Source organism: Polaromonas sp. YR568, from assembly GCF_943371715.1.
Lineage (GTDB): Bacteria > Pseudomonadota > Gammaproteobacteria > Burkholderiales > Burkholderiaceae_C > Polaromonas.
In genome coordinates, this window is sequence record NZ_CALRVW010000011.1 from 121289 (window position 1) to 132983 (window position 11695).

Genomic DNA, 11695 nt, shown 5'->3' on the forward strand with positions numbered 1-11695 from the left:
ATGGCCGATCGCGTGAGCATCCAGACCGGCGACTTCAATCTCGCGCAAGAGATTGAAAGGCTGCGCGCGAACGACAAACGCGTCGGCGCCGTCTGCAGTTTCATTGGCACGGTCAGAGACCGCAACGATGGCCTGAACGTCAGCAGCATGGAGCTCGAGCACTACCCCGGCATGACCGAAAAAGCCATCGAAGCCATGATTGACGAGGCCATGGTGCGCTTCGATATTTTCGGTGCGCGTGTGATCCACCGCGTCGGGCTGCTGCAGCCGCTGGACCAGGTGGTGATGGTGGCGGTGACCTCGGCGCATCGCGGCGAGAGTTTCCAGGCCTGCGAGTTCCTGATGGACTACCTCAAGACCCAGGCCCCGTTCTGGAAAAAAGAGCAGACGCCGGAGGGCGCGCGCTGGGTCGATGCACGGGTCAGCGACGACGCGGCGCTGGCCAAGTGGGGCATCCAGGCGTCCAACGCCTAGACGCAATACGTTTCACCTTCCCGTTCGGGCTGAGCTTGTCGAAGCCTTGCAGCCCTTCGACTGGCTCAGGGTGAACGGACCGAACAGCATTGCGCCTGGGCAGCCTGCTCAGGCTTGCCCGTCAGCGTCCTGGTTCGGTGGCACAAACGCGGCGCGCGCGTCGTTTTCCAGCCCCATCGTCAGCAATTGCAGCAACTCCAGCAGCTGGCCCTGTTGCGCCTTGCTCAGCGGCGCCATCAGGCGGTCGTAGGCCCGGTCGGCCGGTTCCTGCGCCTGTGTGAGCAGGTCCAGCCCCGCGGCCGACAGGGACACCGCCAGATTGCGCCGGCTCGCCGGCGCCGGCACGCGTTCGATCAGGCCCCGCGTTTCCAGGCCGCGCAGCACCCGCAACACCGTCACCTTGTCGAAACCCAGCGCACGCGCCAGCGTGGACTGGTCCAGCCCTGGCGTGGCGCGCAACACGCTGAGCACTCCGAACTGTGCCGGCGTCAGCCCCACGCCGCGGCATTCGTCCTCGAACACCGCGGTGGAGATCTGGTGTGCGCGGCGCAGCAGGAAGCCGGGGCGGGCATAAAGTTGGGAGAGTTTGTTAAAGGCGGGCACGGCAGTGGAAAGTTCTCGTCAACAAGTGGCTCTAAGGGAATTCATGGATTGTGCCTTGTCACTTCAGGTGAATAATAGTTAGCATGCAAACCAAAAAGGATGTTTGATGCAGATCAGTATTTCTCCACGCCGTCGGCTGGCGATCCAGCTGGGGCTCCTGCTGGTCGCGGCGGGCGCCAGCGCGGGCGCCTTGGCCCAGGCCGTCCAGGCTCCGGTGCTGCCGCAGGCGCCGATTCGCCTGATCGTGCCCTTCACACCGGGCACCGGCATCGACCTGATTGCCCGCACGGTGGGCCCCAGGCTGTCCGAGCGCCTGGGGCGGCCGGTGGTGGTGGACAACCGTGCCGGCGCGTCCGGCAACATCGGCACCGAGGCCGTGGTGCGTGCCGCGCCCAATGGCAGCACCTTGCTGGTGACGGTCAACACGCTGGTGATGAATGCCAGCCTGTACCCGCAGCTGACCTTCGACCCGGTGAAGGACCTGACCCCGGTGACGCTGACCAGCTGGGGCCAGCTGCTGCTGGTGGCTCACCCGAAGACCGGTTTCAAAAGCGCCTCGGAGCTGGTGGCGGCTGCGCGCCAGAAGCCCGGCCGCATCAACTACGGCTCGCCCGGGGTGGGCACGCCGCACCACCTGGCGATGGAACTGTTCAAAAGCACGGCGGGCGTGTTTGTCACGCATATCCCGTACCGCGGCACTGGACCGGCACTGACCGACCTGCTCGGCGGCCAGATCGAAACCATGTTCCTGCCCATCCACGTCGCCTTGCCGCATGTGAAGTCGGGCCGGCTGGTGGCGCTGGGCATCGGCAGCGACAAGCGCCACGCGCTGTTGCCCGAGGTGCCGACGCTGGCCGAGGCCAAAGCGGGCAAGGTCAACGTGGACATGTGGTACGGCATTTTTGCGCCACCGGGCACCTCGCCCGAACTGGTTGCCCTGTACAACCGCGAGATCCGCGAGATCTTGCTGAGCGACGAGGTCAAAAAAGCCTTCCAGACCCAGGGCATGGACCCGACCGGCAGCACGCCGGGCGAGTTCAAAAGCCTGGTGGAGCTGGATGCGAAGCGCTGGGCCGGGTTGATCCGGGCCCAGGGCATCACCGCGAACTGATCTGCTCCTGAATAGATAGCTGATGGCGCGCTTCCTTAAAGGGTTGGAGGCCATTTTGATGCTCACCATTAGTATCCGCTGTCATCCCGGACGTGGTCCGGGATCCATGCTGCATGCACGGGAACTGCGGCGTGCCTGCAGGGATTGCGGATCAGGTTCGCAATGACAGTCCATTTGAAACCATCGAAGAGAACACCATGAAAATTGCCATCGTCGGCGGCGGCATAGGCGGGCTGAGCCTGGCGCTTGCGCTGCATCAGCGCGGCATCCAGAGCGAGGTTTTTGAAACCGTGCCGGAAGTCAAGGAACTCGGCGTCGGCATCACGCTGCTGCCGCACGCCATGCGCGAGCTGGCGGCGCTCGGCCTGCAGCCGCAGCTCGAAGCGGTCGGCATCGAAAACGAGGAAAGCGTGTTTTTCAACCGCTTCGGCCAGTTCATCTACAGGGAGCCACGCGGCCGCCATGCCGGCTACGCCTTGCCCGAGATCGGCCTGCCGCGCGGCAAGCTGCACCGCCTGCTTTACGAAGCGGCGCTCGAGCGACTCAGCCCCGACGCCATCCACACCAACCGCCGCTGCGTGCGTGTGGAACAGGACGAGAACGGCGCCACCCTGCATTTCACGCAGACCTCCAGCGGCATGAGTCTGCCGCCGGTGAAAGCCGACGTGGTGATTGCCTGCGACGGCGTCAACTCCACGCTGCGCCGCCAGTTCTACCCCGAAGAAAAAGTCGCGTTTGCCGGCATCAACACCTGGCGCGGCGTGACGCGGCACAAACCCATCCTGACCGGCCGCAGCTACATGCGAGTGGGGTCCATCGACACCGGCAAGATGGTGATTTACCCCATCGTCGACAAGCTGGACGACGAGGGCCACCAGCTGATCAACTGGGTCGCCGAGATCCAGCGCGACAACGCCGCCATGAACGACTGGAACCACAAGGGCGACCTCAAGGATTTCCTCGGCATCTTCAAGGACTGGCGCTTTCCGTGGCTGGATGTGGCGGCGCTGATCGCCAACGCCGAGCAGATCCTCGAGTACCCCATGGTCGACAAGGACCCGGTGCCGCAGTGGACCTTCGGTCGCGTGACCCTGCTCGGCGACGCGGCTCACCCGATGTACCCGCGCGGCTCGAACGGCTCGGCCCAGGCCCTGATCGACGCACGCGTGCTGGCCGAGCAGCTGGCGCTGCAAGCCGGTGGCGATGCGCGGGCCGCGCTGCAGGCCTACGAGCAGCTGCGGCTGGCCCCGACCGCGAACATCGTGCTGACGAACCGCTCGGTGCCGCCCGATTTCATCAACATCAAGGTGGACGAACTGAGCGGCGGCAAGCCTTTTGCGGACATCGATGCGCTGATCAGCCAGCAGGAGCTGCGCGCGATTTCAGACCACTACAAGCAGGTGGCAGGCTTCTCGCTGGAGACGGCCACGAAGTAGGGCGGGCGAGGGCCGGCGCGGGTGCGCCGTCCGGAATCCGCACGACCTCAGTTCAGGTACTTGGGCCGGGGCAGGTCCACCGACAGGTCGGCTGGCTCGGTGTCGTGCGCGGCTTCCTGCACCACGACATCCTCAGGTGCGGCCGCCGCTGCTGCCGGCACCGTGAGCCACTGCGAGAGCTTCACGCTCTGGTGCAGCAGATGCAGCAGGCCGTTGCTCAGCTGCGGGTCCATCATCACCTGGAAATCGCGCATCGTGGCTTGACCCGGCAGCGTTTCAAACAGCTGCAGGCGCAGCTGGCCGTTGCCCATCAGGGTGATCTTCACCTCGGTCAGCAGCAAGGGTTCGGGGCCGATCGCCACGTCGGCGGGCAGGCCGGGCTGGTCGCGGTAAGGGGTTTCAAAATCCCCGCTGCGCAGCGACGCTTCTTTCTGGAAGCTTGTCAGCAACTGGCCGCGCTGCTCATCCAGGCTGGTGGCGGCCTCTTCGGGCGTGGCCGCCTTGCGGGTCTGGTCGGCTGCGGTTTTATCAAGCACGGGCAGCAGCGCCAGCGCCAGGCGCCGCGTGAGCCAGGCGCGCAACTCGCCGCCGTCCCGCCCGTTGATGCGGATCATCAGGCGGTCCTGCTCCTGGACGTAACTGACCGAAACCTGGTGGATGTTCATGAACTGATTTTAATCCGCCGCCTGTTCTCCCTGTGTGCTTGATCTCTGTCAAGCCGCCCGCCGGCGAAGCTGGGCATAAAGGAGCCATCAACCCGGTTGTGAGCAGGGACTATTGAAAACCCCCGGGTCCAGCCCCAGATCTTCAGCAATCACATTCACCAAGGGACGCCATGCGCCAGGACAAACTCACTACCAAATTCCAGGAAGCGCTCAGTGACGCACAGTCACTCGCCCTGGGCAACGACAACGCCTACATCGAGCCGGTGCACCTGCTGGCCGCCATGCTGGGCCAGGAAGACGGCCCGAAGGCGCTGCTGCAGCGCGCGGGTGTCAACGTGGCGGCCTTGCAGGCTGCCGCTGACGCCGCCGTCAAGAAGCTGCCGACGGTGTCGGGCCAGGAGCAGATCCAGGTCGGCCCCGAGCTCGGCAAGCTGCTGCAGGCCACCGAAAAGGAATCCATCAAACGCGGCGACCAGTTCATCGCCGGCGAGCTGTTTTTGCTGGCGGTGGCCGACAGCAAGGCCGAGGTCGGTCGTCTGGCCAAGGAGGCCGGCCTGACACGCAAGGCGCTCGAAGCCGCCATTGATGCCGTGCGCGGCGGCCAGGGCGTGGACAGCCCCGAGGCTGAAGGCCAGCGCGAGGCGCTCAAGAAATACACCATGGACCTGACCGAGCGTGCCCGCATGGGCAAGCTGGATCCGGTGATTGGCCGCGACGACGAGATCCGCCGCGCCATCCAGGTGCTGCAGCGCCGCACCAAGAACAACCCGGTGCTGATCGGCGAACCCGGCGTCGGCAAGACCGCCATCGTCGAAGGCCTGGCCCAGCGCATCGTCGCCGGGGAGGTGCCCGATTCCCTGAAAGGCAAACGGGTGCTGAGCCTGGACATGGCCGCGCTGCTGGCCGGTGCCAAGTTCCGCGGCGAGTTCGAGGAGCGTCTGAAAACCGTGCTGAAAGAACTGGCCAAGGACGAAGGCCAGACGATTGTGTTCATTGACGAGCTGCACACCATGGTGGGCGCCGGCAAGGCCGAAGGCGCGATGGATGCGGGCAACATGCTCAAGCCCGCGCTGGCGCGCGGCGAGCTGCATTGTGTGGGCGCCACCACGCTCGATGAATACCGCAAGTACATCGAGAAAGACGCCGCGCTCGAGCGCCGCTTCCAGAAAATCCTGGTGGATGAGCCGAGCGTCGAGGCCACCATCGCCATCCTGCGCGGCCTGCAGGAAAAATACGAGGTGCACCACGGCGTGCAGATCACCGACCCGGCCATCGTGGCTGCGGCCGAGCTGAGCCACCGCTACATCACCGACCGCTTCCTGCCCGACAAGGCGATCGACCTGATCGACGAGGCCGCGGCCAAGATCAAGATCGAGATGGACTCCAAGCCCGAGGTCATGGACAAGCTCGACCGGCGCCTGATCCAGCTGCAGATCGAGCGTGAAGCCGTGCGCCGAGAAAAAGACGAGTCCTCGCAAAAGCGCTTTGCGCTGATCGAAGAAGAAATCGGCAAGCTGCAAAAGGAAATTTCCGACCTCGACGAAATCTGGCAGGCCGAAAAAGCCCAGGCGCTCGGCTCCAAGGACGTGATGGAAGAGATCGACCGCATCCGCTTCCAGATCGAGGAGTTCACCCGCAAGGGCGACTTCAACAAGGTGGCCGAGCTGCAGTACGGCAAGCTGCCGGAACTCGAAAAGCGCCTGAAGGAGGCGCAGGACGCTGAAGCCAGCAAGGGCAAGTCGAATGCGCCCACCCTGCTGCGCACCCAGGTCGGCGCCGAAGAGATCGCCGAGGTAGTGGCGCGCGCCACCGGCATCCCGGTCAGCAAGCTGATGCAGGGCGAGCGCGACAAGCTGCTGCTGATGGAAGGCAAGCTGCACGAACGTGTGGTCGGCCAGGACGAAGCCATCGGAGCGGTGGCCAATGCCATCCGTCGCTCGCGCTCGGGCCTGAGTGACCCGAACCGCCCGACCGGCTCTTTCCTGTTCCTCGGCCCCACCGGCGTCGGCAAGACCGAACTGTGCAAGGCGCTGGCCGGCTTCCTGTTCGACAGCGAAGACCACCTGATCCGCGTCGACATGAGCGAGTTCATGGAAAAACACTCGGTCGCCCGCCTGATCGGTGCGCCTCCCGGGTATGTGGGTTACGAAGAGGGCGGCTACCTGACCGAAGCCGTGCGCCGCAAGCCCTACAGCGTGCTGCTGCTCGACGAGGTGGAAAAAGCCCACCCCGATGTGTTCAATGTGTTGCTGCAAGTGCTTGACGACGGCCGCCTGACCGACGGCCAGGGCCGCACCGTGGACTTCAAGAACACCGTGATCGTGATGACCAGCAACATCGGCTCACCCATCATCCAGTCCATGGTCGGTCAGCCCTACGAGGACATCAAGGAAGCGGTGGAGGGCGAACTGAAGAACTACTTCCGCCCCGAGTTCCTGAACCGCATCGACGAGACCGTGGTGTTCCATTCGCTGGACGCGAAAAACATCGAGTCCATCGCGCGCATCCAGCTGCGCACGCTGATCGAGCGCCTGCAGAAGATGGACCTGAACATGGAAGTGTCGGAAGCGGCGATTGCCGAACTCGCCAAGGTCGGTTTCGACCCGGTGTTCGGCGCGCGGCCGCTCAAGCGTGCGATCCAGCAGCGGATTGAGAACCCGCTGTCCAAGCTGCTGCTCGAAGGGCGTTTCCTGCCCAAGAGCACGATCCCGGTGGACGTGGACCCGGTGCGCGAGCCCGGCGTGTTCAAGTTCGACCGCGCCACGCACTGAGCTTGCACTGAGACCCGGAGGCGGCGCGGATTGCTATTGAATCAATAGCTTCCTGCGCCCGTCCTTCTTGGGCTACAGGCACTTTTTATTCATTTCCGGCAGGTGCACAGGTCCGTCCGGACCTCGGGTGCCTGAAGCCGCCCCTACTGCGCCGTCCAGCCACCATCGACCGGCAGCGACACGCCGGTCAGGTTGTGCGCGGCCGGTTCGCACAGCCAGCTGACCACGCGGGCGATTTCGTCGGGCAGCGAGGTGCGCTGGCTGGGTTGTTTTTCCTTCAGCAGGTCGCGGATGGCGGCTTCCCGGCCGGTGCCCAGTTGCAGGGCCCGGGCATCGATTTGCGGCTGGATGATGGCGGTCTCGGTCCAGCCGGGACAGATGCAGTTGACGGTGACACCGCCGCTTTCGCGGCTGCCGGCGCTGGCGTATTCCAGCGCCGCCACGCGGCTCATGCCGACCATGCCGAACTTGGCCGCCACATAGGGCGCCTTGTGGACGGACGCCACCAGGCCGTGTACCGAGGCGATGTTGATCACCCGGCCGTAACCGCGGCTGGCCATCTGCGGCAGCGCCAGGCGCATGGTGTCGAACGCGGCCGACAAATTGATGGCGATGATGTCGTCCCAGGTGGCGCGCGGCATGTCGGCCAGCGGGGCGGTGTGCTGGATGCCGGCGTTGTTGACCAGGATGTCGAGCGGGCCTGTGGCCAGTGCGGCCTCCATCATCAATTGCACCTGGCTGGCGTCGCGCAGGTTGTGCGTGAGCACTTCGACCGTGGGTGCGCCTGCTTCGAGCACGTCGGCGCAGGCATCCCGCCTCAGTGTTTCGGTGGCCAGGCCATGCAGCACCAGCGTGCAGCCCTGGCGGCCCAGCTCGCGGGCGATGGCCAGGCCGATGCCCTGGAGGGAACCGGTCACCAGGGCGCGGCGGCCCGTCATGTTTTTTTCACTCACGCTGTGTTCTCCTTCAGCTGCTCGCGCAGCGCGGTTTTCAGGACCTTGCCGTAGTTGTTCTTGGGCAGGCTGCTGACGATTTCATAACGTTTGGGCCGCTTGAAGCGGGCGATGTGCGCCAGGCATACGGCGTCCAGCGTTTCCGTGTTGAGCGTGGCGCCGGGCTCAGGCACTACAAAGGCCACCACGACCTCGCCCCATTCCGGATCCGGCGCGCCGACCACCGCCACCTCGGCCACGCCGGGCGCCAGCAGCAGCACCTCTTCGACTTCGCGCGGATAGATGTTGGAGCCGCCGCTGATCAGCACATCCTTGCTGCGGTCCTTGAGGGTCAGAAAACCGTCGGCGTCCATGGCCCCCATGTCGCCGGTAAAAAGCCAGCCGTCCTGCAAGGCGGCGGCGGTGGCGTCCGCATCACGCCAGTACCCGCTCATGACGGTGTCGCCGCGTACCAGCACTTCACCCACCTCACCGAGCGGCAGGGTCCGGCCGGACGGGTCGGCCACGCGGACCTCGACCGGCGTCTGCGCCATGCCGACCGAGGCCAGGCGTTGTGCGTGTCGGGGATGGCGGGTGTCGGCCAGCTGGGCACGCGAGAGCGCGGTGATCACCATCGGGCTTTCGCCCTGGCCATAGATCTGCACAAAGCGCGGCCCCATGACCTGGATGGCACGTTCGATGTCGGCCGCGTACATGGGCGCGCCACCGTAAACGATGGTCTTGAAGCCGCTGCTGTCGGCCCCGGTGGCGCTGGCATGGTCCACCAGCCGCTTGACGATGGTGGGCGCCGCGAACAGCGACAGGCGGCCGACCGAGTCCGCCAGTCCAAAAATCTCGGCCGGATCAAAGCTGCCGGAGGCCGGCACCACATGGCGCGCACCGGCGATGACGTGGGGGATGGCGTAGATCCCGGCGCCGTGCGACATGGGCGCGGCATACACAATCGCGTCCCGCGGTTCGATCGGGTCCACGTCGACAAAATAGCCCATGCCCATGGTCAGCAGGTTGCGGTGGGACAGCATCACGCCCTTGGGCTTGCCGGTGGTGCCGCTGGTGTAGAACAGCCAGGCCAGGTCTGCGGCAGTGCGCTCTGTCACGGGCGCGGTTGGCCCGGCGAACAGTTCTTCGTAGCCAGCAGCGGTGACGTCCACGGTGCGACCGGGCGCCTGCAGCCCGGCGCCCACTTCGGGCGTGATGAAAGCCCAGCTGGCCTGGGCGTGCTCCACGATCCACTGTGCCTCGCGCAGGTGCAGCTTCGCATTCATCGGCACGACCACCAGGCCGGCCCACCAGGCACCGTAAAGCACTTCCAGGTAAGCCGGGTGGTTGTGCATGAACAGCGCAACACGATCGCCCGGTGCCAGGCCGGCTGCCGCGAAGGCCGCGGCCAGGCGGGCCGCCCGGTCGGCCAGGCCGCCGTAGTCGCGCACTTGCCGGCTGCCTTCGAACAGGGCGGGGCGCTGCGGATCGGCCAGGGCGATGCGCCGCAGGGTGAGGGCGAGGTTCATGGCAGCAGCAGGCTGCGCCAGCCGGTCAGGGGGAGGTGTGGCAAAAGTTGCTCCGGAATTTTTTGCAAAGCCGCAAGGATAGGCCGTGCGGCGTGCGGCGGCCATAGCGTAGAAACACCTCATGGTATGCCCCATGGAGTAACACTACGTCTGGCGCGCCAGGCGCCCGGCACCTACGCTTGCCCTCCTTGATATCGAACGAAAAACAAAGGAGACAAGCATGAACAAGGCATCAACAAAGGCCCTTGGCCGAACGGCCTGCGCGCTGGCGCTGGCGCTGCTGCAAACCACGGCCATGGCGGCCGACATCGTCATCAGCCAGCTGGCGCCGCTGACCGGTGTGCTGGCCAGCACCGGCAAGCAGATGGTGCTGGGCGGGCAGATCTACTTCAGCCACATCAACGACACCGGCGGCGTGCATGGCCAGAAAGTCCGGGTGCTGGTGGGCGACGACGGCTACAAGGTGGAAGAAACCGTGCGGCTGACCCGGGAGGCGCTGGCCAACCCCGAGGTGGTGGCGCTTTACGGCTTTGCCGGAACATCGAATGTCGGCAAGCTGCTGACCGACGGCGTGCTCGAGCAGGGCGGTGCGGCCCTGGTGGCGCCGTACACCGGTGGCGAGCCGCTGCGCAGCCCCTTCAACCCCTGGATCTTCCATGTGCGTGCCGGCTATGCCGACGAGACCGAACACATGGTGCAGCAGGTCTCGACCCTGGGCATGACGCGTATTGCCGTGATGTACCAGGACGATGGTTTTGGCAAGGCCGGGCTCGAGGGGGTGCAAAAGGCGCTGGCCAAACGCAAGCTCACGCTCTCGGTCGCCGCACCTTATGAACGCAACACCGACAAGGTGGACGAGGCCGTCCGGCAGGTGAAGGCCTCGGATGCCCAGGCGGTGATCATGATCTCGGTGAACAAGTCCACGTCGGCCTTCATCAAGCGTTACCGGGAAGCCGGCGGCGGCGCCCAGCTCTACAACATCTCCGTGGTGGACCCGGCTGAAATCGTCAGGCTGGCCGGGCTGAAGAACGCGCATGGACTCGGGGTCAGCCAGGTCGTGCCTTACCCCTTCATGCCCAGCCTGCCGGTGGTTCGCGAATACCAGGCCCTGCTCAAGAAGTATGCGCCGGGCGAGCTGGTCAACTACACCAGCTTCGAGCAGTTCCTCGGTGCCAAGGTGCTGGTGGAAGGCCTGCGGCGTGCCGGCCCCAAACCGACACGCGCCAAAGTGGTGAAGGCGCTCGAGAGCATGGGCAACTTCGACCTCGGTGGCACCTCGGTCGGCTACTCCGCAGACAACCGGGTGGGCTCGCGTTATGTGGAGGTCACCGTGATCGGCAGCAGCGGCAAGCTGCTGAAATAGGGCAGCGCGTCAGGCGCCACCGACCAGACGCGCCACCAGTTCTCCATGGGTGGACGCCTCGTATTTCTTCATCAGCCGGCCACGGTGGGCCTCGACCGTGCGCGGGCTGATGCCCAGCACCCGTGCGATCTGCTTGCTGGTCGAGCCGGTCACCAGGTGCTGGGCAATCTCGCGCTCGCGCAAGGTCAGGCTGGTGGTCACCGGGCGGCGCTCTGAAATATCCTCGAACATCCACACTGCGCAGGCAAACGGGTCCGAGCGATCCAGTGCTCGCCCGGCCACATGGCACCAGAATAGCGAGCCATCGCGGCGCCGCATGATGCGCTCGTCGTTGTAGATGCCTTTTTCCCGCATGACGGGCAGGCCGAGGTTGCCGACATGCGTGAACTCGTCCATCGACGGGTACAGCAGCGCCAGCGGCTTGCCCCGCAGTTCGTCAACCTCGTAGCCGAACTGGCGCGCGAAGGTCTCGTTGCAGAGTTGCACAATCCGCTGGCGCGAAACGCACATGCCGACCGGTGCGAGGTTGAAGGCCAGCTCCAGGGTGTGCAATGTTTCCAGGTGATCGTCGGGGCTGTTCATGCGAACCGATTGTGGAGGAAGGTTCAGCGCCAGCCATTAGCGAATACGTGTAGTGAGACCTTGTCCCGGAGGGGGCTTTACGTAAGCGTCTGCTCTGCACCCTCTTGAGAGTGGGCTAAGTATTGTCCAAGATGGTGCCCACCAAGTAGTAGAAGGTGGGCACCATGTCAGAGCTGGTTGAGGGGTCGAGAGTTGTAAAGATTGGGCCCACGGGCAGGCCCGTGTACGC

At 65.1% G+C, this 11695-nt stretch carries 10 protein-coding genes; 5 read left to right on the forward strand and 5 right to left on the reverse strand.

Features of this window, described 5'->3' with window-relative positions; translation table 11 throughout:
• The gene (locus tag AAG813_RS10425) at window positions 1-474 is read left to right on the forward strand and encodes a molybdenum cofactor biosynthesis protein MoaE (protein WP_341914603.1); all 474 of its coding nucleotides are present in this window, start codon (window positions 1-3) and stop codon (window positions 472-474) included.
• Between the two features lie 108 nt (window positions 475-582).
• Here AAG813_RS10425 and AAG813_RS10430 read toward each other — a convergent pair whose 3' ends face one another.
• Window positions 583-1077, reverse strand: a complete 495-nt coding sequence (locus AAG813_RS10430; protein WP_341914605.1) for a MarR family transcriptional regulator — start codon at window positions 1075-1077, stop codon at window positions 583-585.
• Between the two features lie 106 nt (window positions 1078-1183).
• On the opposite strand from AAG813_RS10430, the gene AAG813_RS10435 reads away from it, so the two are divergent.
• Window positions 1184-2188, forward strand: a complete 1005-nt coding sequence (locus tag AAG813_RS10435; RefSeq protein ID WP_341914607.1) for a tripartite tricarboxylate transporter substrate binding protein — start codon at window positions 1184-1186, stop codon at window positions 2186-2188.
• Between the two features lie 197 nt (window positions 2189-2385).
• The gene (locus tag AAG813_RS10440; protein ID WP_341914609.1) at window positions 2386-3624 is read left to right on the forward strand and encodes a flavin-dependent oxidoreductase; all 1239 of its coding nucleotides are present in this window, start codon (window positions 2386-2388) and stop codon (window positions 3622-3624) included.
• Window positions 3625-3671: 47 nt separating this feature from the next.
• Here AAG813_RS10440 and AAG813_RS10445 read toward each other — a convergent pair whose 3' ends face one another.
• A complete protein-coding gene (locus AAG813_RS10445) occupies window positions 3672-4289 on the reverse strand; it encodes a hypothetical protein (protein ID WP_341914611.1) in 618 nt (205 codons plus the stop codon).
• Window positions 4290-4459: 170 nt separating this feature from the next.
• On the opposite strand from AAG813_RS10445, the gene clpB reads away from it, so the two are divergent.
• Window positions 4460-7060 carry an ATP-dependent chaperone ClpB gene (gene clpB, locus AAG813_RS10450; protein WP_341914613.1) on the forward strand — a complete coding sequence of 867 codons (2601 nt, stop codon included), beginning with the start codon at window positions 4460-4462 and terminating at the stop codon, window positions 7058-7060.
• Window positions 7061-7203: 143 nt separating this feature from the next.
• Here the strand turns inward: clpB and AAG813_RS10455 are convergent, their stop codons facing one another.
• Both AAG813_RS10455 and AAG813_RS10460 read right to left on the reverse strand, forming a co-directional pair.
• The gene (locus AAG813_RS10455) at window positions 7204-7998 is read right to left on the reverse strand and encodes an SDR family NAD(P)-dependent oxidoreductase (protein ID WP_341914630.1); all 795 of its coding nucleotides are present in this window, start codon (window positions 7996-7998) and stop codon (window positions 7204-7206) included.
• Window positions 7999-8009: 11 nt separating this feature from the next.
• Complete coding sequence (locus tag AAG813_RS10460) at window positions 8010-9521, reverse strand: AMP-binding protein (protein ID WP_341914616.1); 1512 nt, start codon at window positions 9519-9521, stop codon at window positions 8010-8012.
• A gap of 295 nt (window positions 9522-9816) precedes the next feature.
• Between AAG813_RS10460 and AAG813_RS10465 the strand changes: the two genes are divergently transcribed.
• A complete protein-coding gene (locus AAG813_RS10465) occupies window positions 9817-10884 on the forward strand; it encodes an ABC transporter substrate-binding protein (protein ID WP_341914632.1) in 1068 nt (355 codons plus the stop codon).
• Window positions 10885-10893: 9 nt separating this feature from the next.
• Here AAG813_RS10465 and AAG813_RS10470 read toward each other — a convergent pair whose 3' ends face one another.
• Complete coding sequence (locus AAG813_RS10470) at window positions 10894-11466, reverse strand: LuxR C-terminal-related transcriptional regulator (RefSeq protein WP_341914617.1); 573 nt, start codon at window positions 11464-11466, stop codon at window positions 10894-10896.
• Between the last annotated feature and the right edge of the window lie 229 nt (window positions 11467-11695).

Excerpts from the sequence above, each read along its gene's own strand:
- AAG813_RS10460 (WP_341914616.1), bottom strand. The coding sequence starts at position 9,521 with ATGAACCTCGCCCTCACCCTGCGGCGCATCGCCCTGGCCGATCCGCAG.
- AAG813_RS10465 (WP_341914632.1), top strand. The coding sequence starts at position 9,817 with ATGGCGGCCGACATCGTCATCAGCCAGCTGGCGCCGCTGACCGGTGTG.
- AAG813_RS10425 (WP_341914603.1), top strand. The coding sequence starts at position 1 with ATGGCCGATCGCGTGAGCATCCAGACCGGCGACTTCAATCTCGCGCAA.
- AAG813_RS10455 (WP_341914630.1), bottom strand. The coding sequence starts at position 7,998 with ATGACGGGCCGCCGCGCCCTGGTGACCGGTTCCCTCCAGGGCATCGGC.
- AAG813_RS10470 (WP_341914617.1), bottom strand. The coding sequence starts at position 11,466 with ATGAACAGCCCCGACGATCACCTGGAAACATTGCACACCCTGGAGCTG.
- AAG813_RS10440 (WP_341914609.1), top strand. The coding sequence starts at position 2,386 with ATGAAAATTGCCATCGTCGGCGGCGGCATAGGCGGGCTGAGCCTGGCG.
- AAG813_RS10435 (WP_341914607.1), top strand. The coding sequence starts at position 1,184 with ATGCAGATCAGTATTTCTCCACGCCGTCGGCTGGCGATCCAGCTGGGG.
- AAG813_RS10445 (WP_341914611.1), bottom strand. The coding sequence starts at position 4,289 with ATGAACATCCACCAGGTTTCGGTCAGTTACGTCCAGGAGCAGGACCGC.
- clpB (WP_341914613.1), top strand. The coding sequence starts at position 4,460 with ATGCGCCAGGACAAACTCACTACCAAATTCCAGGAAGCGCTCAGTGAC.